The sequence below is a fragment of the Rhizobium sp. NXC24 genome (genome assembly GCF_002944315.1).
In the GTDB taxonomy this organism is placed as follows: Bacteria; Pseudomonadota; Alphaproteobacteria; order Rhizobiales; family Rhizobiaceae; genus Rhizobium.
In genome coordinates this window covers 1,673,796-1,698,811 of the sequence record NZ_CP024314.1, presented here as the reverse complement: position 1 = coordinate 1,698,811, position 25,016 = coordinate 1,673,796, and the positions used below count along the sequence as shown (strand labels likewise).

The 25,016-nt window shown below is 60.7% G+C and carries 21 protein-coding genes; 18 read left to right on the top strand and 3 right to left on the bottom strand.

The genetic code is table 11. The features are described 5' to 3' along the window. Positions 1–13: 13 nt before the first annotated feature. The 13 genes from NXC24_RS32035 to NXC24_RS31970 all read left to right on the top strand — a co-directional run bounded on the left by NXC24_RS32035 (position 14) and on the right by NXC24_RS31970 (position 14,268). Entirely contained in the window at positions 14–1,363 is a 1,350-nt protein-coding gene (locus NXC24_RS32035) for an LLM class flavin-dependent oxidoreductase (RefSeq protein WP_104827318.1), read from the top strand. An 18-nt stretch (positions 1,364–1,381) separates the two neighbouring features. After that, a complete protein-coding gene (locus NXC24_RS32030) occupies positions 1,382–2,569 on the top strand; it encodes a M20 aminoacylase family protein (protein ID WP_104827943.1) in 1,188 nt (395 codons plus the stop codon). 25 nt (positions 2,570–2,594) lie between these two features. Further along, complete coding sequence (locus NXC24_RS32025) at positions 2,595–3,119, top strand: GNAT family N-acetyltransferase (RefSeq protein WP_104827317.1); 525 nt, start codon at positions 2,595–2,597, stop codon at positions 3,117–3,119. Between the two features lie 39 nt (positions 3,120–3,158). Next, a complete protein-coding gene (locus tag NXC24_RS36215; protein WP_104827316.1) occupies positions 3,159–4,937 on the top strand; it encodes an amino acid ABC transporter permease/ATP-binding protein in 1,779 nt (592 codons plus the stop codon). Positions 4,938–5,012: 75 nt separating this feature from the next. After that, the gene (locus NXC24_RS32015; protein WP_104827315.1) at positions 5,013–5,957 is read left to right on the top strand and encodes an ABC transporter substrate-binding protein; all 945 of its coding nucleotides are present in this window, start codon (positions 5,013–5,015) and stop codon (positions 5,955–5,957) included. A gap of 79 nt (positions 5,958–6,036) precedes the next feature. Beyond that, positions 6,037–6,978, top strand: a complete 942-nt coding sequence (locus NXC24_RS32010; protein WP_104827314.1) for an ABC transporter substrate-binding protein — start codon at positions 6,037–6,039, stop codon at positions 6,976–6,978. A 29-nt stretch (positions 6,979–7,007) separates the two neighbouring features. Next, positions 7,008–8,063: an LLM class flavin-dependent oxidoreductase gene (locus NXC24_RS32005; protein WP_104827313.1), complete on the top strand. Its 1,056-nt coding sequence runs from the start codon at positions 7,008–7,010 to the stop codon at positions 8,061–8,063. A gap of 312 nt (positions 8,064–8,375) precedes the next feature. After that, positions 8,376–9,116, top strand: a complete 741-nt coding sequence (locus NXC24_RS31995; protein WP_104827312.1) for a FadR/GntR family transcriptional regulator — start codon at positions 8,376–8,378, stop codon at positions 9,114–9,116. A gap of 71 nt (positions 9,117–9,187) precedes the next feature. Further along, positions 9,188–10,093, top strand: coding sequence for a 5-dehydro-4-deoxyglucarate dehydratase (kdgD, locus tag NXC24_RS31990; protein ID WP_104827311.1), 906 nt, complete (start codon positions 9,188–9,190; stop codon positions 10,091–10,093). Positions 10,094–10,203: 110 nt separating this feature from the next. Next, positions 10,204–11,136, top strand: coding sequence for an amidohydrolase family protein (locus NXC24_RS31985; protein WP_104827310.1), 933 nt, complete (start codon positions 10,204–10,206; stop codon positions 11,134–11,136). A gap of 174 nt (positions 11,137–11,310) precedes the next feature. Further along, positions 11,311–12,288 carry a TRAP transporter substrate-binding protein gene (locus NXC24_RS31980; RefSeq protein ID WP_104827309.1) on the top strand — a complete coding sequence of 326 codons (978 nt, stop codon included), beginning with the start codon at positions 11,311–11,313 and terminating at the stop codon, positions 12,286–12,288. A 130-nt stretch (positions 12,289–12,418) separates the two neighbouring features. Continuing rightward, the gene (locus NXC24_RS31975; protein ID WP_104827308.1) at positions 12,419–12,997 is read left to right on the top strand and encodes a TRAP transporter small permease; all 579 of its coding nucleotides are present in this window, start codon (positions 12,419–12,421) and stop codon (positions 12,995–12,997) included. Next, positions 12,988–14,268, top strand: coding sequence for a TRAP transporter large permease (locus tag NXC24_RS31970; RefSeq protein WP_104827307.1), 1,281 nt, complete (start codon positions 12,988–12,990; stop codon positions 14,266–14,268). The genes NXC24_RS31975 and NXC24_RS31970 overlap by 10 nt, the downstream gene beginning before the upstream one ends. Positions 14,269–14,352: 84 nt before the next feature. Here the strand turns inward: NXC24_RS31970 and NXC24_RS31965 are convergent, their stop codons facing one another. Beyond that, positions 14,353–17,097, bottom strand: a complete 2,745-nt coding sequence (locus NXC24_RS31965) for a glycosyltransferase family 39 protein (protein WP_104827306.1) — start codon at positions 17,095–17,097, stop codon at positions 14,353–14,355. A 463-nt stretch (positions 17,098–17,560) separates the two neighbouring features. Between NXC24_RS31965 and NXC24_RS31960 the strand changes: the two genes are divergently transcribed. The 4 genes from NXC24_RS31960 to NXC24_RS31945 all read left to right on the top strand — a co-directional run bounded on the left by NXC24_RS31960 (position 17,561) and on the right by NXC24_RS31945 (position 21,323). After that, positions 17,561–18,625 carry a glycosyltransferase family 2 protein gene (locus NXC24_RS31960; protein WP_104827305.1) on the top strand — a complete coding sequence of 355 codons (1,065 nt, stop codon included), beginning with the start codon at positions 17,561–17,563 and terminating at the stop codon, positions 18,623–18,625. A gap of 72 nt (positions 18,626–18,697) precedes the next feature. Continuing rightward, positions 18,698–19,981 carry a DUF763 domain-containing protein gene (locus NXC24_RS31955; RefSeq protein ID WP_104827942.1) on the top strand — a complete coding sequence of 428 codons (1,284 nt, stop codon included), beginning with the start codon at positions 18,698–18,700 and terminating at the stop codon, positions 19,979–19,981. Positions 19,982–20,060: 79 nt separating this feature from the next. After that, complete coding sequence (locus NXC24_RS31950; RefSeq protein WP_104827304.1) at positions 20,061–20,273, top strand: hypothetical protein; 213 nt, start codon at positions 20,061–20,063, stop codon at positions 20,271–20,273. A gap of 111 nt (positions 20,274–20,384) precedes the next feature. After that, a complete protein-coding gene (locus NXC24_RS31945) occupies positions 20,385–21,323 on the top strand; it encodes an NADP-dependent oxidoreductase (protein ID WP_245464100.1) in 939 nt (312 codons plus the stop codon). A 98-nt stretch (positions 21,324–21,421) separates the two neighbouring features. Here NXC24_RS31945 and NXC24_RS31940 read toward each other — a convergent pair whose 3' ends face one another. Further along, positions 21,422–21,814, bottom strand: coding sequence for a GFA family protein (locus NXC24_RS31940; RefSeq protein ID WP_104827303.1), 393 nt, complete (start codon positions 21,812–21,814; stop codon positions 21,422–21,424). 206 nt (positions 21,815–22,020) lie between these two features. Here NXC24_RS31940 and NXC24_RS31935 point away from each other — a divergent pair, with 206 nt between their 5' ends. After that, the gene (locus NXC24_RS31935) at positions 22,021–22,611 is read left to right on the top strand and encodes an isochorismatase family cysteine hydrolase (RefSeq protein WP_104827302.1); all 591 of its coding nucleotides are present in this window, start codon (positions 22,021–22,023) and stop codon (positions 22,609–22,611) included. A 30-nt stretch (positions 22,612–22,641) separates the two neighbouring features. On the opposite strand, the gene NXC24_RS31930 is transcribed toward NXC24_RS31935, so the two are convergent. Beyond that, positions 22,642–24,978, bottom strand: coding sequence for a glucose/quinate/shikimate family membrane-bound PQQ-dependent dehydrogenase (locus tag NXC24_RS31930; protein WP_104827301.1), 2,337 nt, complete (start codon positions 24,976–24,978; stop codon positions 22,642–22,644). Positions 24,979–25,016 lie beyond the last annotated feature (38 nt).

Sequence of the window (25,016 nt, the reverse complement as noted above, 5' to 3'; positions counted from 1 at the left end):
GAGGATTGCACCCATGGCTCAGAAACACGTCACGTTCGGCATCATGCTACAGGGTCCCGGCGGCCACATGAACGCCTGGAAACATCCGAGCGGTCCGGCCGATGCCAGCGTCAATTTCGGCTTCTTTGTCGATACGGCACGCAAGGCGGAAGAGGCCGGCATCGCCTTCGCTTTCGTCGCCGACGGTCTCTACATCAACGAGCAGTCGATCCCGCATTTCCTCAACCGCTTCGAGCCGATCTCGATCCTCTCGGCGCTTGCCGCTTCCACCTCGAAGATCGGCCTCGTCGGGACGGTTTCGACCTCCTATAGCGATCCCTTTACCATCGCGCGGCAATTCGGCTCGCTTGATCTGATCAGCGGCGGTAGGGCAGGGTGGAATGCGGTGACCTCGCCGCTAGAAGGCTCCGGTCGCAACTACAGTCGCGAGCATCCCGAACACGAGCTGCGCTACGAGATCGCCGACGAATATCTGGACGTCATCAAGGGCCTGTGGGATTCCTGGGATGACGACGCCTTCATCCGCAATCGCGAAACCGGCGTCTTTGCGGACAAGACCAAGCTGCGGCGGCTGAACCATAAGGGTCGCTTCTTCCGCGTCGAAGGGCCGCTGAATATCGGCCGCTCCAAGCAAGGGCAGCCAGTGGTGTTCCAAGCGGGCGCGTCGGACTCGGGCATCCGGCTTGCCGGCAGGCATGCCGACGCCGTCTTCACCAATGGCGGGCCGATCGAGGAGGCGCAGGCCTTCTATCGCCAGCTCAAGGACAGCGCGATCGCACACGGGCGGTCGGCTGCGGAGGTCGGCATCTATCCCGGCATCGGCCCGATCGTCGGCGCGACGAAGGAAGAGGCTGAGGCGAAATATCAGGCAATCCGCAATCTCGTCACTATCGAAGAGGCGCTGCTCTATCTCGGCCGTTTCTTCGATCATCATGATTTCAGCGTCTATCCGCTCGACGCGCCTTTCCCCGATCTCGGCGATATCGGCCGCAACAATTTCCGCGCGACCACGGACCGCATCAAGAAGACGGCGCACGAGAAGGGGCTGACGCTGCGCGAAGTCGCGCTCGATTCCGCAACACCCCGCACCGCTTTCATCGGCACGGCGGACCATATCGCCGACGAGATCATCCGCTGGGTGGACCAAGGGGCGGCCGATGGCTTCATCCTCGGCTTCCCGGTGATTGCCGAAGGCTTCGACGACTTCGCCCGATACGTCCTGCCGATCCTGACCGAACGCGGCTATTTCGGCCCCCTGCTGAAGGGCTCGACGCTGCGTGATCATCTAGGGCTGCCCTATCGCGAGAGCCGTTATGCGCAGGCCAAGGACGAAGTCGAACAAGGAAGGGCGATCCGTGCCTGAGGCATGGTCGACGCTGCCATGAACATGATCACCCAGCATCATCGACCGACTGATGATATCGAAAAGGGGATAGCCTCCTTTGTCGATGAGATCATCGCTCTCCGTCATGATCTGCATCGCTATCCGGAGCTTGCCTTCCAGGAGCGGCGGACCAGCAAGATCGTCGCCTCCCTGCTTTCTTCCTGGGGCTATGAAGTGACGACCGGTGTTGGGGGCACTGGCGTCGTCGCAACCCTTCGGGGCGGCGACGGCGGCAGGCGCATTGGCATTCGGGCCGACATGGACGCCCTGCCGATCGAAGAGGCCACGGATCTTCCCTATGCCAGCGACAATCCAGGCGTCATGCATGCCTGTGGCCATGACGGGCACATGTCGATCCTGCTCGCCGCAGCGCGTTACCTCGCTGAATCCAAAGATTTTTCCGGTGTGCTGACGCTGATCTTCCAGCCGGCCGAAGAGATCGGTGCCGGCGCGCGCAAGATGATTTCCGACGGGCTTTTCGAACGATTTCCAGTCGACGCCGTTTTCGGCCTGCACAATTGGCCGGGCGTACCATCGGGTCAGTTCGGTTTCGTCGCCGATGCGGCCATGGCCTCGGTCGATCAGGCCGTGATCCGCATCGTCGGCAAAGGTGGTCATGGGGCTGAACCGCAAAAGGCGGTCGATCCGGTATTGGCATCTGCCGCCTTCATCACGGCCCTGCAGAGTGTCGTGGCGCGCAATATCGATCCTCAGGATATGGCGGTCGTCACTGTCGGCTCGATCCATGGTGGTTCGGCCTCGAACGTGATCCCGGAAAGCATAGAGCTGAAGCTGACCATGCGTGCTTTCAGCGAGGCGGTGCGCCAGCAATTGCAAGAGCGTATCCCCGCACTTGCCCGCGCCCAGGCGGAAAGTTTCGGTGCGCAGGCGGATGTGAACTATCGCCTCGGCTTTCCGGCGCTGATCAATCATCGCGAAGAGACGGCCTTCGCCCGCGCAGTGGCGCTGGAGACCTTCGGCGAGGGGCGGATCGTGCAGAATTTCCGGCCGCGCACGGCAAGCGAGGATTTTGCCTTCATGCTGCAGGCGCAGCCGGGCAGCTATCTCTTCGTGGGCAACGGCGACAGCGCCCCTCTCCACTGCGCCCAATACGATTTCAACGACGCGATCATCGCGCCCGCCGCCCGCTACTGGGTGCGGCTGGTCGAGACCTTCCTTTCATGATGACGACAACAGGACGGCTGATGAGATGAGTGACAGCTTTCTCTACACGACCCCTCTCGACCCCCGCGCAAAGCCGCTGATCGATGAGCTGATCCATGAATATGACAGCCGCTACGGCACCTATTTCAGCGCCGAGGGTGCGGCGGCGGAGCTCAACCGCTATCCGCCGGAAGCCTTCGCGCCGCCCGATGGCAATTTCGTGCTTTTGATCCGCGATGGCGAAACCATCGGCGGCGGTGCGTTCAAGCGCTATGACGAGCGCACCGCCGAATTCAAGCGCATCTGGACCCGCCATGATCTGCGCCGGCAAGGGCTGGCGCGCAAGGTCCTGATCGAGCTGGAAGCGCAGGCAGCCCGCCAGGGCTATTCCCGCATCTACCTGACCACGGGTTTCCGCCAGCCGGAGGCGGTCGGCCTCTATCTCAACTATGGCTACACCGCCCTGTTCGACCAGGCGGTCGATCCGGAAATCCACCGGACCCTCCCTTTCGAGAAAGATGTCAGCCATCTGGCCGAACCGGAACTGCGCGTGGCCGGCGGCAACAGGTGAAAACGGTCACGGACCGATAGTCCATAAAAGGGAAACATCATGGCACTGACGACAGATTTCGCGGGCATTGCTCCCGGCAACAGGGTCGCCGATCAAAAGCAGGATTATTCCCGCTATCGCATCGTTCCGGCCCGCCATCCCGGCCGTGTGGCGGGAACCATCTTCGCCGCCCTTGTCATCGCCGCCGTGCTCTATTCCACCTTCACCAATCCGCGCTGGGGTTGGAGCGTTTTCGCGCAATGGTTCTTCGCCGAGCCCGTTCTCGCCGGTCTCGGCAGGACATTGCTTCTGACGGTGCTTGCCGCGATTTCGGGCTCGATCCTCGGCACGGCGCTGGCGCTTGCCCGCGTTTCCAAGTCGCCGCTACTGTCAGGCCTTTCCTGGGGCTATATCTGGCTGCTGAGATCGATCCCGATGATCGTGTTGCTGCTGGTACTGAACAATCTCGGTTATCTCTACGAGACGATCAAGATCGGTATTCCCTTCACCGATACGGTCTTCATCGACTATCCGACGGTGCAGCTATTGACGCCTTTCGCTGCTGCCTTCCTGGGGCTGACGCTCAACCAGTCGGCCTTCTTCGCGGAGATCGTGCGCGGCGGCATCCTTTCCGTCGATCAGGGACAACTTGAGGCGGCCTCGGCTCTGGGCTTGTCGCGTCGCCGCCAGGCCTTCCGCATCGTGCTGCCGCAGGCCATGCGCTCCATCCTGCCGACCGGCTTCAACGAGATCATCGGATTGGCAAAAAGCACCTCCGTGGTCTATGTGCTCGCCCTGCCGGAACTCTTCTATACGGTCCAGGTCATTTATCGCCGCAACCTCGAAGTCATTCCGCTGCTGATGGTCGCGACCGTCTGGTATCTGGTCATCATGACCGTGCTGTCGATCGCGCAGCACTATATCGAGCGCTATTTCTCGAAAGGCGCGGTGCGCAACCCGACGCCGCTTCCCTTCCAAGCCTTCTTCGAACGGTTCCGCCGTCCGCTGCCAGCTTTGGACGTCTCGACGGATGCCGCGCTGCGGCCCGGCGTCATCGACGTGGCAAGCTTCCGGGCGGCCGGAGGGGCAGTGCGCATTCACGGCATTTCGAAAAGCTTTGGAGCACTGAAGGTGCTCGATAATATCGAACTCAGCCTTTCGCCCGGCAGCGTGACCGCCATCCTTGGCCCATCCGGCTCCGGCAAATCGACGCTCCTGCGTGCCATCAACCATCTGGAGCGCGTCGATAGCGGCTTTATCTCCATCGACGGCAATCTGATCGGCTACAGCCAGAAGGGCGACACGCTCTACGAACTCAAGGAGAAGGATATTCTGAGGAGCCGCGCCGATATCGGCATGGTGTTTCAGAGCTTCAATCTCTTTCCGCATCTGACCGTGCTCGAAAACCTCATCGAGGCGCCGATCCAGGTGCGGAGCATCGGCCGCGAGGATGCCGTGCAATTGGCGCAGGAGCTGCTTGCCCGCGTCGGCCTCAGCGACAAGATCAACGCCTATCCGCGCCAGCTTTCCGGCGGCCAGCAGCAGCGCGTCGCGATCGCCCGCGCCCTGGCGCTCCGCCCCAAGGTGCTGCTTTTCGACGAGCCGACGTCGGCACTCGATCCGGAACTGGTCGGCGAGGTGCTCGACGTTATCAAGGAGCTCGCCCGCACCGGCACGACGCTCGTCATCGTCACCCACGAGATCGGCTTTGCCCGCGAGGTGGCCGATACGGTGGTCTTCATGGAAAGCGGCCACATCCTCGAGGCCGGCCCGCCGGCCCGCATCTTCAACGAAGCGGAACATCCACGCACCCGCGAGTTCCTGGCAAAAGTTCTCTAGCGAAAACCCGGCCCCTTCGCGAGAGGAAGAGAGTAAACGCAAATACAACCATAGAGAGAAAAAGAGGTAAGCTACATGACTATCTTCAAGACAACGAAATCTCTGGTGGCCGGCATTGTCGCCGTAGCCACCATCGGCCTCGGCTCTGCACATGCGGCAGAAAAGTTCAATCTGAGCCCGGATACGTCGAACCGTGTCCGCGCGGAAAAGGACGATGCGGCGATCAAGGCCATCGCGTCCAGTTTCAAATTCGTCAACCCCGGCAAGTTTACCGTGGCAATCAACCCGTGGGATCCGCCGGTTTCGACCTATGCCACGGACGCCAAGACGGTGGTCGGCACCGATCCCGAGATCGCACAGTTGCTCGCAGATTCGCTCGGTCTTGAGCTCGACCTCGTGCCGGTTGCCTGGGAGGATTGGCCGCTCGGCGTCTCCTCTGGCAAGTATGATGCTGTTATCAGCAATGTGACGGTCACCGAGGAACGCAAGGAGAAGTTCGATTTCTCCACCTATCGCAGAGATGTGCTCGGCTTCTACGTCAAATCCGATAGCAAGATCACCGCGATCAAGGACCCGAAGGACGTTGCTGGCCTCAAGGTCATCACCGGCGCCGGCACCAACCAGGAGAAGATCCTCCTGGAATGGGATCGGGAGAACGTCGCCGCCGGGCTGAAGCCGATCGAGGTGCAATACTACGATGACCGTGCCGCAGCCGATCTGGCGATCCAGTCCGGCCGCGCCGATGTCGAGTTCAACCCGAACGCCACGCTCGCCTACAGCGCATCCATCAAGGGCACCACCAAGCTGGTAGGGACCGTCAGCGGCGGCTGGCCGGTGTCGGCGGAGATCGCGGTGACGACGCGCAAGGGTGCCGGTCTTGCGGACGCGGTCACCATCGCGCTCAACGACCTGATCAAGGACGGCAAATATGGCGAGGTGCTGAAGCGCTGGAGCCTTGGCTCCGAGGCGCTCGAAAAGTCGCAGACCAATCCGCCCGGCCTGCCGAAAAGCGGCTCGTAACCGTCTCTCAAACGCAAGACGGCCGGCTCGCTCGCGCGAAGCCGGCCATTCATGAAGACAGGATATGGAGAAGGCTCCCATGACAGGCATACCGGCCATCCGGGCATGTTCATTCGCTTTGATGATGACGGCGCTGGCGTCCTTCGGCGCGGCCCGTGCCGATGATCTAACCTTCGACTTGAGCCCCGAGCAACCGGGCCGCATTCACGTCGGACGGGACGAGACCGCGGTCGCCGCTATCCCTAAGGATTTCAAGTTCGTCACGCCGGGCACGTTCACGGTTGCCGTCGCACCCGGCGGGCCGCCGCTTGCCACCTATGCGACGGATGCCAAGACCGTGGTCGGCGCCGATCCGGATATCGCTTATGCTATTGCCGATAGCCTCGGGCTCAAGCTGGAACTGGTGCCGGTCGCCTGGATCGATTGGCCGCTGGGTCTCACGTCGGGCAAATACGATGCCGTTATCTCCAATGTCGGCGTTACCGAGCAGCGCAAGGAGAAGTTCGATTTCTCCACCTATCGGCAGGGGCTGCACGGCATCTATGTCAAATCGGACAGCAAGATCGGCTCGATCAAGGAGCCGAAGGATGCGGCCGGTCTCAGGTTCATCGTCGGCGCCGGCACCAATCAAGAACGCATCCTGCTCGAATGGAGCAAGGAGAACGTGGCGGCCGGCTTGAAACCGCTGGAGCTGCAATATTACGACGACGATGCCGCAAGCCTGCTGGCTCTGGCGTCGGGCCGCGCCGATGTGATCGTGCAACCGCATGCGCAGCTCGTCTACATCGCCGCCCGTGACGAGAACATCAAAAGCGTCGGTACGCTCAGCGCCGGCTGGCCGGATCGCTCGGATGTGGCGGTGACGACGCGCAAGGGAAGCGGCTTGGCCAATGCACTGACCGTCGCCGCCAACGACCTGATCGCTAGTGGCACCTACGGAAAGATTCTCGATCATTGGCATCTGGCGGAAGAGGCCCTGCCGAAGTCGGAAACCAATCCGCCCGGCCTGCCGAAATATTGATCGCCTGACGGCATCGACAGGAGCAAAACATGAGCGGCCGCAAGATATCCATCAGCCATATCGGTTTCCTCACCCCCGGCAACTATCCGGACGAGGATCCACTGTCGGGGTTGGAGCAGACCCTCCAGCAACTGCGATATGGGGAAGAGCTGGGCTTCGACAGCGCCTGGGTCCGCCAGCGACATCTGGAGCCCGGTATTTCGTCGGGCACCGCCTTCCTGGCGGCGGCAACCCAGCGCACCAGCCGGATTCAATTGGGAACGGCGGTCATTCCGATCGGCTATGAAAGTCCCTACCGGTTGGCGGAGGATCTTGCCACCGTCGACGTTCTGTCGCGCGGCCGGCTGAATATCGGCGTCAGCGCCGGACGTCCACTGCACGCCGACCTGATCGCGCCGCTGGTCTTCGACGGCGACTGGACGAACAACGATTTTTCCCACGATCGCGTCCTGCGCTTTGCCGACAATCTGCGCGGTACCCATCTCGGCGACGAGCGGACCTTCATCAAGACGCCCTTCGGTCCGATCCGGCCGCGTCTACAGCCCTATGCCAAGGGGCTGATCGACCGGATCTGGTATGGCGGCGGATCTCAGCGCTCGGCCGAGTGGGCTGGCCGCAATGGCTTCAACCTTTTGACTGGCAATGTGATTACGGGCGAGGGAACCGATGATTTCTTCGTCGCCCAGTCGCGATTGATCGAAACCTATCGTGCCGCCGCCGGGCCAAAGCGCCGTATCGCGCTTGGGCGCGTCATCGTACCCTTCGACAGCGCCGATGCCGCCACCCGCCGCCGGTATCAGGACTATGCCGCCGGCCGCGACGGGCGGACGCTGTCACCCCAAGGCGAGAAGCGCACCCTGTTTGCCCGCGATATCGTCGGCACCTCGGACCAAATATTGGAACGGCTCTTTGCCGATCCGCTGCTGCCTGAGGTCAGCGAGTTGCGGCTGGAACTGCCTTACGAGTTCGAGCACGAGCAGTACCGCCAGATCCTCCACGATTTCGTCACCCGGATCGCGCCGGAACTTGGCTGGTCGGGTGCACCCTCGAGCGCGCATGGCGGAGAGGAAAGACGCTCCGCCTAACTTGCCGGCAGGTAATTCGGCGCTTGCATCGGTGCGGAGGTCCGCGCTGACGGCAGCGCTACGCGCCCAATCAGACACCGATTTCCCCCAACCAGCGCTTGAAGTGCTTGGAACCTGTCGATGTCCTGTCCCTGTTTCCTCCAAGGCACGGTCCAGGGATAGCCGACGCGCGCCTTGCCAAATCAAACCCATCATACATGTTGGCAATATCCGTTTACAAGTTTGGCAGGTTGCAAGTATGGGCACCAACTTGACATACGACTTCGCGCAGTGCTTTTCTCACCGCTTACGCCCAGCAAGAGAGGTATCGACGTGGCCGTTCAGCCAAAGTCCCAGACTGAAGCCAGGTCGCAGACGCTGGTTACGCGTCTCAGCAATACGCTGCGTCGGGCCATCGCCAGCGGACAGTTTCCGCCCGGAAGCAAGCTGCCGAGCGAATCGCAGCTCACGGAGACCCACGGTGTCAGCCGCACGGTCGTGCGCGAGGCGATCGCGGCGCTGAGGGCCGACCGTCTGGTCGAGGCGCAGCAGGGGGCGGGGGTCTTTGTGCTCGAATCGCCGGCGTTGCCGGTTCTCTCCTTCGGAAATCTCGATCAGGCCCGGGTTTCGTCCGTCATCGAGCTTTTGGAGCTCAGAACCGCCGTGGAAGTCGAAGCCGCCGGGCTTGCCGCATTGCGGCGGTCACCGGCGCAGGAAGAGACGATCTTCGAGCGGCATCAAGCGCTGCGCGACTGCCTCAATGCAGGCGTTCCGACGAGCGAAGCCGATTTTGCTCTCCATCTCGCCATCGCCGAGGCGACGAACAATTCGCGTTTCCGGGAATTTCTTTCGATGATCGGGCCACGGATCATTCCGCGCGCGGCCATGCGCGAAGGCGAGCTCGAGTCCGATCAGGACGCCTATATCCTGTTGATCGACGAGGAGCATCGTCAGATCGTCGTGGCGATATCGAATGGCGACGAAGAGGGCGCCCGCGAGGCCATGCGCAGGCATCTGCGGGGCAGCCAGGAGCGCTATCGCGCGCTTCTGCGCGAACAGCGCAAACCTGTATGATGAGTCGTTGACAGGGAAGCGTCATACATATATGACAACTGCTGCCTGAGGAGGCAGAAGAGGAATTCCTGATGACGCCGCAAGAAATCAAGGCCGCGCTGGGCGCAGGCCTGTTGTCCTTTCCTGTTACGCATTTTGATGCGGAGGAGAGATTCCGCTCCGACAGCTATCAGCGTCATATCGAATGGCTGTCGGGCTATGACGCGCCGGTATTGTTTGCAGCCGGGGGCACGGGCGAGTTCTTCTCACTATCGCCGAACGAGATCCCGACCATTGTCAGGGCAGCCAAGGAGGCGGCCGGCAAGACGGCGATCGTGTCCGGCTGCGGCTTCGGCGCACATGTCGGCGTCGAGCTGGCGCAGGCGGTCGAGAAGGCCGGCGCCGACGGCATCCTGCTTTTGCCGCACTATCTGATCGATGCGCCGCAGGAAGGGCTTTACGCCCACGTCAAGCGCATCTGCCAATCGGTCGATATCGGCATCATGGTCTATAACCGCGACAACTCGGTGCTTTCGGTCGATACGCTGAAACGCCTGTGCGACGAATGCCCGAACCTGGTGGGTTTCAAGGACGGCACAGGCGACATCGGCGGAGTACGCCAGATCACCGCGACTATGGGCGACCGGCTGACCTATCTTGGCGGCATGCCGACAGCCGAACTTTTCGCCGAAGCCTATCTCGGGGCTGGCTTCACCACCTATTCCTCCGCCGTCTTCAATTTCGTACCAGCGCTTGCCGTCGAGTTCTATGAGGCGCTTCGCGCCGGCGAACGTGCGCGCTGCGAGACGATCCTGAAGGACTTCTTCTACCCGTTCATGGCCATCCGCAACCGCCGCAAGGGCTATGCGGTCGCTGCCATCAAGGCCGGCGTCAGGCTTCAGGGCTTCGAAGCGGGCAGGGTACGGCCGCCTCTGGACGATTTGACTGCCGAGGAAGAGGTCATGCTCGATAAGCTCATCGCGCCTTGGAAGCGGTGAGATGATGACCGTCGCCCGTTCATATCGCCTCGAACATCGCTGGGCTCTGTACTCGACCGAGATTGCCTTCGATGCGGCGGCGGTTGAATTTCGTACGGAGGACAAGTGACATGCTGGTGCGCACGCTCTCAGGCACTCCACCTCGCACCGTGCTTCCGCAGGGAACAGTAGACACGCAGATGCACATGTATCTGCCCGGTTTCCTGGCGCAGCCCGGCGGCCCCGATCTGCCGGCGGGCAGTCTGCCGACATCAGACCAATATCGCCAGGTGATGGGCTGGCTCGGCATCGACCGCGTGGTCATCACGCAGGGCAATGCCCATCAGCGCGACAATGGCAATCTTTTGGCCTGCCTTGCGGAAATGGGCGATATCGCCCGCGGCGTTGCCGTCATCGACGCCGAGACGCCGGAGGCCGAACTCGACAGGCTCGCTGAGGCCCGTGTCGTCGGCGCGCGCATCATGGATCTGCCTGGCGGCGCGATCGGCCTTGATGCGCTCGAAACCATCGATGACAGGGCGAGCGCGCGTGGCTGGATGCTGGCCGTGCAATTCGACGGCAGCCATATTCTCGAACACGAGCCCCGGCTGGCTCGGCTGAAATCGCGCTGGGTGCTCGATCATCACGGCAAGTTCTTTGCCGGGGTGACGCCGGAGAGCCCGCAGGTCAGGGCTGTGAAGCGGCTGATCGACAAGGGCAATTGCTGGTTCAAATTCGCTGGCTGCTATGAATCCTCGAAGAGTGGCGGCCCCGCTTATGAAGATATTGCCGCTGTCGCGCGCGATGTGGCCGCCCACGCGCCGGAGCGGATCGTCTGGGGCACGAACTGGCCTCACAATCTGGCGCGGCAAAACGCTGACTATCCTGACGACGCAATGCTCACGGACACAGTGCTCGGCTGGCTGCCGAATGTGGACGCCCTCGGGCTTGCCCTTGTCGACAATCCCGAGGCGCTTTTTGGCTTCGCGCCCTTCCGGGGCGCAATGCAGCGAGATTTCGGCCGGGACGAGGAGGTTCCGGTCTCGTTGAGGAGGGGGAGATGATGAATATTGCCCGTATCTTTGAAGTCCGAGGCGGCTGCGCCGTTGTTGGACCGGCCGCTGGATCGAACTCGGCATTCCAAAAATAACGACCATTTTCAGCCCGCCCGTGACTTGAATTTCCAGGCACGGAGGCGGGCGGCCATTCTTGTTTTGTGATTAGGAGAGAGGAAAACAATGAAGCGCACCACCAGAATCATCACGACAGCATTTGCCGGCCTCCTCGCGCTCGGCACGTTCACGACGGGGCAAGCCCGTCAGTTCCGCTCGGCCGATGTGCAGCCGCCGGATTACCCGACCGTCAAGGCCGTGCAGTACATGAGCGATGAACTCAGCAAGGCAACCGATGGGAAATATACGATCAAGGTCTTCCCGAACTCGCAGCTCGGCAGCGAGAAGGACACCATCGAGCAGGTCAAGCTCGGGGCACTCGACTTCATCCGCGTCAACTCCGGAACGCTGAACACCATCTGCCCGGCAATGATGGTGCCGGTCCTGCCGTTCCTCTTCCACGACAAGGCCCAGATGCGCACGGTTCTCGACGGGCCGATCGGCGATCAGATCCTGGCGGACTGCGACGCCCATGGCCTCGTCGGCCTCGCCTTCTACGATTCTGGTTCGCGATCCTTCTACACCACCAAGCCGGTGCGGAAGATGGAGGATCTCAAGGGTCTGAAAATCCGCGTGCAGCAGTCCGATATCTGGGTGGCGATGATGAAGGCGCTCGGCGCCAACGCCACGCCGATGCCAACGGGCGAAGTCTTCACAGGCCTCAAGACCGGGCTTATCGACGGCGCGGAGAATAATTGGCCGAGCTACTATAATTTCCATCACTACGAACTCGCCAAGTACTATTCGTTGAGCGAACACTCGATGGCTCCCGATGTCCTGCTGATGTCGAAGCGCGTCTATGACAGCTTCACCCCGGAAGAGCAGGTGCTGGTGCGCAAGCTCGCCAAGCAGTCGGTCGTCTACATGCGTCAGCTCTGGGATGCGATGGAAACGACGTCTGAGGAGAAGGTGAAGCAGGCCGGCGTCGAGGTGATCCCGCTGGACAAGGCGCCGTTCGAAGCCGCCATGCAGCCGATCTATGACCAGTTTGTCACCGATCCGGCCCTCAAGGACATGATCACCCGCATCAAGGCGACGAAGTAACGACGTTCGTCGGGGGCGCTCGGTTGCGCCCCCGCACTGCCTGCGATTGCCTTCGCCAACGTCTCGGGGACGGGTGAAACGGAGGGGATCGATCGATCAGCATCACATTGTCAATCCGAGGAGACACGCAATGGGCGCGCATATGCATGCACTGCCGGCAGATCCCGCCGTGCGTTCGCAAGTGGTCCGCACCACCACCAATACCACAGGCTTGCTCGGCGCCTACTTCGCCTTCCACGCATGGCTCTCGCGCATCTGCCTGATGATTGCGGTCGTGGGGACAATTCTCATCGTTGCAGCCGTCCTCTATCAGATATTCGGGCGCTACGTGCTCAACGACTCCCCGGCCTGGACCGAGATATTCGCGCTTGTGGTCATCCTTTACGTCACCTGCCTGGCGGCAGCGGTCGGTGTTCGCGACGGACGCCATATCGGCATGGACTCGCTCCTGAACTTCGCGCCCGAAGGGGTTCGTCTGGGGGCCGAGGTTATCGTCTATCTCGGCATGGTCGTCTTTGGCCTGTCGATGGCCTGGAGCGGTGGCGAACTCAGCATCGAGATGGCGCCTTACATCAATCCCGGCCTGCCGATTTCACAGGCCTGGAGCTATGTGCCGCTCGCGGCCGGCGGCGTGCTCATCGCCCTGTTTGCCGTCGAGCGCATCGTCGCCGCCGTCCTGAAAATCAAGGTTATCCCCTCATGGCATTGATCATTCTCTGCGCAACCTTCGTGGGCGGGCTGGTGCTCGGCATGCCGGTCATCTTCGCCATTGGCCTGTCTTCGATCGCCACGGTGCTCTATGAAGGGCTGCCGCTGGCCGTCGTCTTCCAGCGCATGGCGTCGGGCATGGGCACCTTCTCCTTCCTCACTATTCCGTTCTTCATCTTCACCGGCGAGCTGATGATGTACGGCGGCATTGCCGACCGGATCATCCGCAGCTCCAAGGCGATGGTCGGCCATGTGCGCGGCGGGCTCGGCATGACCAACGTCGTCGCCTGCACCATGTTCGGCGGTGTCTCCGGTTCGCCGGTCGCAGACGTTTCGGCCATGGGCTCGGCGCTGATCCCCCTGATGAAAAAGGAAGGGATCGATGCGGATTACGCGGTCAACGTCACCACCTATTCCTCGCTCGTCGGCGCGCTGATGCCGACCAGCCACAATATGATCATCTATTCGCTCGCCGCCGGCGGTCTCGTGTCGATGAACGCCTTGATCATGGCAGGCGCTATTCCCGCGCTGATCCTGACGGTTGCCAATGTGTTGACCGCCTATTTCGTCGCGCGATCGCGCGGCTATAGCCGCGGCGAGTTTCCGGGCTGGGCGGAAGTCTGGCGCAGTCTCGCAGCCGCAGTTCCCGGCCTTTTCATCATCGTCATCATCGTCGGCGGCATCCTGTCCGGCGTCTTTACCGCGGCGGAGGCTGGTGCAGTCGCTGTCCTCTACGCGCTGCTTCTGACGATTTTCGTCTATCGCAGCCTATCCTTCGAAAACTTTCTGAAGGCGGTGGCGAAGGCGACCAAGACGACGGGCGTCGTGCTGCTTTTGATCGGCATCTCGACGATGTTCGGTTATCTGATGAGCATTTACGGCGTTGCCGACATGGTCGGTGAGGCGCTCAGCCACGTCAGCACGCAGCCATGGGTGATTTTCATCCTGGTCAACATAGCGCTGTTCATCTTCGGCATATTCCTCGACATGGCCGCGCATATTCTGGTGTGCACGCCGATCTTCCTACCGATCGTCACGCAATACGGCATGGATCCGGTGCAGTTCGGCATCATCGTGCTGTTGAATTCGACCATCGGGCTAAACACCCCGCCGGTTGGTGCCGCCTTCTATCTCGGCTGTGCCATCGGCGAAGTGCCTGTCAGTAGGGTGATCCGCTCGATCTGGCCGTTCATGGTCGCGCTCTGGACCACGCTCATGATCGTCACCCTCATCCCGGAAACCTCCATGTTCATCCAGGATCTCTTCCGGTAGGCTGATCGTCTGCTGTCCGGCTGCGCTTATCAGGCCAGGGTTAGCCGCCCTGGCCTGCAGTTCTTTGCCCGGCTTTCCGCCGACTCAAGACCCGTGGCACGCTATCCCAGACGTTTGGGCGACAAGCGGAAGACAACTGCGAAGATCATATCCGACCCTGTAGAAGAAGCTGCCCACAGGTTCGCCATGCTTCGTCACCTGCTGCTCCTTGACTTCGGTTATCCGGGAAAACAGCGGATCAAGAGAAGCCCGCTCCAGGTCGCCCCTTTTCAGTCCGAAAAGAATGACGGTGCGCCCCTGCAGGTCGGCGGGTTTGAACCAGTAGCTATACATCAAGCTATCCTGGCCGAGTGCGCCCCGCCCCACGGAGGTATGAACGGTATCGTCGTCGGTGCGATTGTAGAAAGCGATCTCGCTTGCCACGAAATACTTGTCCATTCCGGCGAGCAGGACCTGCTTACCCGTTTCCTGCTCGACACTATGCTCGATCAATCCTGTTTCACGACCGAATTCCTGCCATGCGACAGGTAGCGTCCGGATATTGCCGAAGTGACCGACCATCGGAAATCCGAGGACGAGATAATGCAAACCGAGCCCATAGACCACGAGCATGTTCCCCACGGTCGGAACCCATAGCCGCCGCAGTAGACCGTCGAATTTCGATACGCTGCTACCGGCCGCGACGATGGTCGCCGAGATTGCCGGCAGAAGGGCAAGCCAGAGCGGCCCCGTCCAATTCAGCTTGACCTCGTGAAACAGGCTGAATGCGACGAAGACCAGCAGCGGAACGATCGTATAGATCTTGATGAAGAGAGATCGGCGGGCAGCTTCCGCGTCCGTCTTCATTGCAAATGTCACGCTGTTTCTTGTCACCAGCGCGGCCAGCGCTGCTACCAATCCTATTGGCGTCAGCAGGATCGCGACACTGCTGACCAGCGAGGGAAGCGAGAAGGTCTTTGTGCTTTGCAGACGGTCCGCACTCTGGAAGGCGAATGATGCCCAGCCATGCGTCGCATTCCAATAGATCACCGGTGAGAAAAGTACGGCAGCGAGCACGGCGGCAAGATAAGGTTCTGGCCGCAGTAGCCAACGTCGCGCCCTGGGATCGAGAAGGAGAAAGATTAGCGCGGCGGGGCCGAGGAGCGCGATCGTATATTTGGAGAGCATTCCGAGGCCGACACACAGGCCGACTCCCCACCAGGCCCGGCGCTTTCCCGCTAGCAGCGCACGCTCCAGGAAATAAAGCGTTCCGGCCCATGCGGCCGTCAAAGGTACGTCCGGCATCATCATGAAGCCGGTGGAAAAGAAAAATGGCAAGATGGCGATAAGCAGCACGCTGACGAAGGCTGCCGACTTGCCGAACAGATTGCGCGAGAAGCCGAAAGCGAAGAAGCCGGCCACGATCCAGGCGAGATAAGCGCCGATGCGGACGCCAAATCCTGTGTTGCCAAACAGGCTCGTTCCGGCCCATATCAGCCAGGCAACCATCGGTGGATGGTCGAGATACCCGATGTCGAGATGCTGCGCGTAGTTCCAGTAATAGGTTTCCTCCGGCACGAGATCGACAAGCCCGAGATAAACCAGTCGCAAAGCAAGGACATAACCCAGCACGCCGATTGCGGCCACGCGCCACCGGACGTCGGATGGCATGCGCGGGTTCTCAGACGGGAACACGAAGAAGGCATTGCCGAGATAATTGACGACAGAGGCGGCCCCGACGCCGAGAATAATGGCGGCCTGAGCGGGCCATCCGAGAAGATCGACGGCGCCGGCAAGCACACCGCCCCGCAAGGCAAAAGCAAGCAGGCAGATGGTCATGAAGCGGATGTAACGTCGCCAATCCCGCTCATGAAGCCGTGGTCCATTGCTTGCAAATGCCCATCTGGAGTTCAGAATGTAGTTGGAGATCGTGGCGACGGCAAAGCTGACGAGATGGGCCGTCACCAGACCGAATCCCGCCCCGAAGAGAATCTGGAAGATCAGTAGGTCGAGAGCCAGGCCGATGAGGCCGACGCCCGCAAAACGGGTCGCGTTCCCAAATGAAACCGCGCCTCCGGCAAGGACCAGCAGACGGCGGGCATAGTCTATCATGTGCCCCCATCCGATTTTCGTTTGCCCGTGCACTCGATCACGAAAGACGATCGGGATCTCGGTCAGTCGAAGTGCGTCACCACCTTCAGCGATGATCTCCAGGCCGATCTTGAAGCCGATTGCCTTTGGATCGATTGCCAACAGCCGCTCCTTGCGCACGGCGAAGAAGCCGGACATCGGATCCCGCATATCGGTCAATGGCCATGCCAAGGCGCCGCCGAGGCGCGAGAGGAGCCGGCGGGAGCGCGGCCAATCCGGCGTGGCGCCGCCTGGCACATAGCGGCTTCCAACCACCATGTCGCTGGTCCCGTCGATAATGGGACGAACGAGGTTGCCGATCTCCTCCGGCGGATGGCTGAGATCGGCATCCATGACCACGACGATGTCGCTACGAGCATATTTCGCAGCCCAGAGCACGTCTCCTGCCAGACCGCCCTTTCCGCCTGAGGAAATGAGCCTGACGGGCGCCTTGCTCTCCCATGCCCGGACGCGGTCGATCGTGCCATCGGTCGATCCGCCATCGGCGATCAGGACCTCCAGCGCGATATCGCCACCGGACTGCGACAACAGGGAGGACAGGAGAAGATCAATATTGTCGGTCTCATTGAGGGTCGGAACGATAACCGAGACGGATTGCGAATATTTTATCGCCTTGTCAGGAGAGCCGTCGAGCTCGGAAACAAGAGCTTTGCCGGTCGCCGTCAGTGACCGATCCGAAATATTGCGGGAATAGTTCACAGGCTTACAGACGATGACAAAGCGCTGGAGCGAGGAGACGTCAGTACAGCCCTAAACCAATACGGTGGGATCTGAACGCGCGAATAATAACTTTGGGTCTGCACTTGCTTCATGGGAGATGGCTTTCTGTTCCGATGCGGCGCGACTATCGGCAATGACGCTGACAGCCACCTGAAGACCGTTTTTAAGTCTTTGCTGAAGCGGTAGGACCCAAACCGCGCCGAGCCGCCGGCCGGCGTCGAACCAGGATTCCGTAACGTGATGGTCATTCAAAAGCCATAAAGCTGGGGAGGCTCGGGGCGGTATAGACAGATCAAACGTCTCTTCGCCACCCATCGGCAGCATGTCTGTGACAGCAGCTTTTCAGCTTTGGAGGGTTGCGCTCGCCGGACCGGGTTTCAATCCACAGGACCTGAATGAGTAGGTTCGCCGCGACCAAAGCAGATTTGCGAGGTTCAATGCGATGCACCCCATCACAGACCGTGCTACAGTTTCCATTATCATCTCGAACTACAATTACGCGCGCTTCCTGCCGCGCTGCATCGACAGTGCGTTGGAGCAAAGTTACGACAATACGGAAGTCATCGTCGTCGACGATGCCTCGACCGACGATACGGTCGGTGTCCTAGCTTCCTACGGGTCCCGAATCAGGACCTGCTTGAAAAAGACGAACGGCGGGCATGGAGCGGCGTTCAACACCGGTTTTGCAGCGAGCCGGGGTGAGGTCGTCCTCTTTCTCGACGCCGATGATTATCTCTACCCGAACGCCATATCGGAGATCATAGACGCCTGGGAAGACGATGCCGTCCAGGTGCAGTTCAGATTGCACATGGTCGATGAGGACATGCAGGTAAAGGACGTATTCCCACCTCCGGAGCTCCCGTTCGATTCCGGCGACGTCACCCCAAAGCTGCTGCAGAGGGGACGGTATCAGACGACCGTTACCAGCGGCTTGGCCTTCAAGCGCTCGGCTCTGGAGGTGGTCATGCCAGTTCCGGAGACGGATTTCCGCCAGGGCGCCGATGGCTATCTCGTCACCGTAACGCCTCTTCATGGAAAGGTGACGTCGATCGAGTCCTGTCTCGGAGCCTACCGCATTCACGGCGCCAATCACTCCGTCTTTGCGGAGAAACTCGGCCAGCGCGCGCGCTGGCGAATGGAGCATGACTTCCATCGGCTTGATGCCTTGTCGGATCAGGCGGCCGAGATCGGCCTGACGGTGCCGGAGGACGTCAATCTCCACGACCCCGTTCATTTGGAAGAGCGGCTGGCGTCGCTTTGCATGGACAAATCCAAGCATCCCATGGTCAGCGATTCCAGATTTGCGCTCGGTACCGCCGGTGCCGTCGCCAGCCTGGAAATGAATGCCTCACTCCGGCGGCGCGCGATGCTGGCGGCATGGTTTCTTTCCGTCGGCGTTCTTCCCGGCCGCATGGCGAAGGCGATCTTGTCGTGGAAGCTGGTCGCCTCATCGAGACCCGCCTTCCTGTCGCGTCTTTCGAAAACCATTCGGCACGCCATCGGATAGGTTTTTGCAGAGCATGGCGCAATCCGGTCGTCGGTATTACATTGCGTCGATCTGAGACGGAGTGCGATGAACTTGGCGCAAAGGGCTGGCAACGCTGATCTTCCCCTGCATGGTGGGCGGGTTCCGAAATGGCTCGGCGACCGGATGACGCGCCTGGGCGCAGTGATTACCGAGGCGGTGGTCCAGCATTACGGGCGCGACGAATTGCTGCGGCGGCTCGCCAGCCCTTTCTGGTTCCAATCCTTCGGCGCCGTCATGGGCATGGACTGGCATTCCTCCGGCATTACCACCAGCGTTCTCGGCGCGCTGAAACGCGGTCTGACGCCGCTCTCCGGCGAACTTGGAATTCACGTCTGCGGCGGCCGCGGCGCTCAGTCGCGCAAGACGCCGGACGAACTTGCGGCCATCGGCAATCGTGTCGGCATCGACGGTGCAGCACTCGCGTCGACAAGCCGGCTTATCGCCAAGGTGGACAGCGCGGCACTTCAGGATGGGTTCGATCTCTATCTGCACGGTTTCATCGTCACGGACGACGGCAAATGGGTCGTTGTCCAGCAGGGCATGAACGGCGATCGACGGCAGGCGCGGCGGTATCATTGGCTTTCCGAAGGGCTGACGAGCTTTCTCGATTCCCCGCATGCGGCGATCGAGGGAATAGACCAAGGCCGGATCGTCAATCTCGCCGATCGGCGCGCCGACCGGTCGCGTGCGGGTCAGCTCGATCTACTGTCATCGTTAGGCCCGGATAGGATCGTGCGCGAAGTCGCCGCGCTGGAGGCAGAGCCGAGGGCAGTTGCCGAAAACAACACGCAACCCATGCTGCCACATCTGATTATGCCGGCCCATCACGATGTTCGCGAAACCGATGTGAACATGCGGCGCCTGCACGGGAACCTGGCGGCAGCCGCCGATCGCGGGCCGGTGGATTTCGAGAGCTTGCTGCTGACGCCCGGCGTTGGCGCCAGAACGGTCAAGGCATTGGCAATGGTTGCCGAGGTCGTACATGGCGCTCCCTATCGTTTCTCCGATCCCGCACGCTTTTCGCTGGCGCATGGCGGCAAGGATCGCCACCCGTTCCCAGTTCCGTTGAAAGTCTACGACGAGACCATCAAGGTGATGAAATCGGCGGTGCGGAAAGGGCGGCTCGGCCGTGACGAGGAGTTGCAGGCGCTGAAACGCCTGGACGATCAGTCGCGCATGCTGGAGCGATATGTCACTGGCCCCGATCTCAAGGAGATCGTTGCCGGCGAATTCGACAGGTCCGCTTTTTACGGCGGGCGCAGCGTCTTCGGCTGGGAGCCTCCCGCCTATCCCGAAGACGAGACAGAAAGACGCCGGCAGCCTTCAAAAGGTTAACGAGAGGCTTTTGCGCCAAAGGGAACATAATACCCGCTCGATTGTTGACGTTCGTATGATCGGCGCAAGGAGCAGGACGATGATGACGAATGCTGCAAAAGAACTGGCGACGGAATATTTGCGGTTGGGTGGCCATCGTCTGCTGGTGATGGACGACAACATCCTGTCGACAAATTGCTGGGAGCCGGACCCGCCTGAAGCGGAGAGCTTCTGGAGCGAGCGCATCGAGACGCTGAGCCCCAGACGCCGCAACGAGGTGATGTCCTTCCTGCCGTCAATCAACGCTCGCTGACCCGGAGCGGCCACCGCAATCTCTGAAAATGCGCAGTGTCCGCAAAGGACCGCGAAAAGCAGTTGCGCCCGACCGGCGAGATTTCATTCTCAAACCGCGAGGAGAGAAACGATGAGCGTCATGAAAGCTGTGCGCATCCACGCATTCGGCGGACCAGAAGTCCTTCGCCTCGAAGAAATCGAACGTCCTGAGCCCAAGATCGACGAAATCCTGATCCGTGTCGAAGCGGCCAGCGTCAATCCTGTCGATTGGAAGATGCGCGAAGGAAACTATCCGGCTGTCCAGGAAGAGGATTTGCCATACGTGCTCGGCCGTGATGTCTGCGGAACGGTCGAGAAGATGGGCGACGGGGTCGCCGCCTTTCGGCCAGGTGATGCGGTGTACGCCTTTCTTAATCCCAGACACGGCGGTTACGAACAATTCGTCATCGCCAGGCCGGAAGAAATAGCGCCGAAGCCCCGATTGATGAACCCGGTACAAGCTGCCGCAATTCCGCTGGCGGGCATTACCGCATGGCAGGGCCTGTTCGATCATGGCGGGCTCCAGGCCGGGCAGCGCGTCCTCATCCATGGCGGTGCAGGCGGCGTCGGCCACTTGGCCATTCAGTTTGCAAAGGCGAAAGGCGCCTGGGTCGCGACGACGGTTTCCAGCGCCGACATGGATTTCGCGCGCTCCCTCGGGGCCGATCAGGTCATCGATTATAAGAGCGAGCGCTTCGAGGATGCGATAGAGCCCGTGGACATGGTGTTCGATCTGATCTCCGGCGAAACCCAGGAGCGATCGTTCGGTGTGGTAAAGCCGGGTGGTATCCTCGTTTCGACGCTGACCCAGCCCGACAAGAACCGTGCCAGCGAGCTCGGGATGCGCGCCGTTCGCTATACGGCGCAGCCGAACGGGGCGCAGCTTGCCGAAATCAGCCGTCTGATCGAAGAGGGAAAGGTGCGCGTGGAGGTTCGCCGCGTCTATGCGCTCGAACAGGCTCGCGCGGCGCAAGAGGCAATTCAAAACGAACATAATCGCGGCAAAATCGTCTTGCGGGTCGAGCATTGAGGCACGCCTCATCTACGAGACGCGCCTAACCTGCGTGTTTACCCAATGCCCCAATCTTATGGAGATCCGCGCATTTTCGATATGCGCGGCAGTTCGTCTTAAAGTCTGGTCTGATCGGCTAGCCGGTCTTGGTCATATTGCTCCGCTCCCGGCAGAGGTTTCAGCCAGGGTTCGCGCCGCTTTACCCAAAGTTCGTAGGTCGGAACCATACCGGTCGGCGCGGTATCGAGGCTTCCGAGCTTGATCTCGGCTTCGACGTCGTCAATCGCAAAAACATGCGACCCACAATGAGGGCAGAACCTCCGGCCTTCGTAGACGGCTGTCTCCCCCGTCGTCGAGAATGCCTCGGCCTCCCAGATTCCGAAAAACGTAAAGGCCGAGCCGCTTTCCTGTCGGCAGTCGGTGCAATGGCAGATGCCGACGCGGTTCGGCTCGCCGCTGACGGAATAGCGAACTCTTCCGCAGCGGCATGCTCCATGTCGCAATGTCATTTCAAAAGCCTCCGTTCCGTTTTTTGGGCCAGAACAACATGAGCGCAACCTGACGTCTCATGTGAATCGGAAACACGCGAAATTGGCGAAATGTTCCCGAGATCGACAACCTCCTCTGCTGTTTTTCGAGATCAGTATCTTCCGAAGTTCGGCTGCTCAGGAACTCGCCGCTGTCGCGATTGTTATGGCTGAAAACGGAGGAGCGGATGAAGGCGCTTGGCAGTTGGCGGCATGTATGTGTGGACATGCAACGCATGTTTGCGGAGGAAACCCCATGGTTTGTTCCGTGGATGGACCGCATTCTCCCACAGGTCAGGGAAGTGAGCGGGGCGTATCCGGAGCGTACGATCTTCACGCGGTTCGTACCGCCTCGTACGGTCGATGACGTATGGGGTCAGTGGCGTGACTACTATATGAAATGGTGGATGATGACTGGAGAGCACCTGCCTTCCGAGATGGTGGGGCTGGTGCAGCCGCTGGCTGATCTCGTGCCTCCGGCGCGGGTGTTCGACAAGCGGGTTTATTCGCCCTGGGTAGGCGGCCGCTTTCATGCTGCACTCGCCAATGAACAGGTCACGACCCTCGTCATCAGCGGTGGCGAGACGGATGTTTGCGTCTTGGCGACGACGCTCGGCGCCATCGACCTCGGCTACCGGGTCGTGCTGCTCAAGGATGCGGTTTGCAGCGGCACGGACGAGACGCACGATGCCTCGCTCGAGCTTCTAAACGACCGCTTTTCGGTTCAGCTCGATCTCATTACCGCAGAGAAATTCCTCAGCATCGCTGCGAATGCCTAAGCCGCAACTCGCGTTCAGCCGCTATTCGCCCTACGGCAGCCGGTAGGCGATAACATAGTCGCCGGGCTTGGTGCCGATTGAACCGTGGCCGCCGGCCACCATGACGACATATTGCTTGTTGTCGCCCGCCGTATAGGTCATCGGCGTCGCCTGGCCACCCGCCGGCAGGCGGGCTGCCCAAAGCTGCCGTCCGGTCGTGACATCGTAGGCGCGCAGATAATTGTCGACCGCCGCTCCCAGAAAGGCAACGCCGCCCTTTGTGATGATCGGTCCGCCGATGCCGGGAACGCCGACCTTGAAGGGAAGGGGCAGCGGCGTCATGTCATGCACCGTGCCGTTCTTGTGCTGATAAGCGATCTTGCCGCTCCTAAGATCGACGCCCGCGACGTAACCCCATGGCGGCGCTTGGCAGGGGATGCCAAGGGGTCCGAGAAACGGCCCCATATAGACGCCGTATGGCGCGCCTTCGTTTCGGTTCAGTCCCTGCTCGCTGCCCTTCTGGTCCTGAGCTCTCGCGGGAATGTCCGCACGGGCAACGAGCGTGGATGTGAAGGCGAGATAGGTCGGCATTCCGAACATGATCTGGCGCTCGGGATCGACGGCGACGCTGCCCCAGTTGAAGGTACCGAAATTACCGGGATAGATGATCGATCCCTTCAGCGACGGCGGTGTATAACGGCCTTCATATTTGTAGCGGTGGAACGCGATGCGGCAGGCAAGTTGGTCGAGCAGCGTGACGCCCCACATGTCCTTTTCCTGGAGCGGTGGGGGTGAGAAGGTAAGATCGGAAATCGGCTGCGTCGGAGCGGTGTGATCTTCGCGAATGGCGCCGCCGGGTGCAGGTATTTCCTTGAACGGAATGAGGGGCGCGCCGGTGCGTCGGTCGAGCACGTAAATGTCGCCCTGCTTGGTGGAAGCGACCAGCGCGGGTACCGACGTGCCGTCAGTTTTCGTCAAGTCGAAAAGCACAGGCTGGGCAGGAACGTCCATGTCCCACAGATCATGATGGACGAATTGCTGAACCCATTTGAGCTGGCCGGTATTGATATCCAGCGCAGCAACCGAGGAGGAGAAGCGCTCGACATTTGCGCTTCGGCCCATCCCGAGCTGATCGGGGACTTGATTGCCAAGCGGAATATAGACCATGCCGAGTGCCTGATCGACGCTGAACACCGACCAGCTATTGGGCGAGTTGGTGGTGTAGGTCTGCCCGGCCGGCAGGGGTGTGGTTTGGTCCGGGTTGCCGGAGTCCCAGTTCCAGAAAAGCGCGCCGGTGTTGATATCGAAGGCGCGGATGACACCGGATTGCTCCTGCGTGGAATAATTGTCGTTGACGGCCCCGCCGACGATCAGCTTGCCCGCTACGGCAACGGGAGGCGAGGTCGAGTAATAGTAACCTGCCGGATTATATTTCATTCCGGCCTCGAGATGGAGCACACCCTGATTGGCAAAGCTCGTGCAAATTTTGCCGTTGACTGCATCGAGCGCGATCAGCCGCGCGTCTGACGTCGGCAGATAGACGCGGTCGGCGCAGGGCGCACCTGCGGTTGCTGCCTCATCGTGATAATAGGTGACGCCACGGCATGTCTGATGTTGCCGATCCGGGTTCATTCCGGAATTGGCGTCGAATTTCCATTTCTCCGTGCCGGTTTGCGCGTCGAGCGCGATTGCCAGATTGTGCGGCGTGCAGAGATAGAGGGTATCGCCTACCTTGAGCGGCGTTACCTGATAGGTCGTCTCGCCGATATCGTCGGGGCGCTTTACGTCGCCGGTTTGATATCGCCAGACCTCCTTCAGATCGGCGACATTCTGGACATTGATCTGATCGAGCGGCGAATAGCGCTGGCCGAACGGTGTCCGGCCATATTGATGCCATTCGCCATCCGGTACGTTGCCGCCCATCGGCGCATTGGCCGCAACCGTTGTCGGCAAATCGCCGGAACGATCGTGCGGATCGGTGGTCATCGAATAGAGAGCGACGAGGATGGCGACGATCAGCGGCACGGCAAGCGGCCAGGGGTTTGCGGCATAGTCGATGCCGGTTGGGCTGCGGAAACCGAGCGGACGTCTGATCCAGGGGGTGAGCAGCCAGAGGCCGATCAGAATGATGACACCCCCTCGCGGACCAAGCTGCCACCAATCGAAACCAACCTCCCATATGGCCCAAAGAAGGGCGGCAAGCACCAGGATCGCGTAAAGCCAAAGGGCAGCCGCTTTGCGCATGAACAGCAATATCGCGGTGACTATGAACATGAGGCCAGCGAAGAGATAGAAGAAACTGCCGCCAAGCAGGACAAGCCAGAGTCCGCCGCAGCCGAGCGATAGTCCGATGATCGCCAGAAGTACCGACGTTGTGAGGATGGCCATGATCTACTCCAGTATTTATCCGCTCGTCGACGGCGATT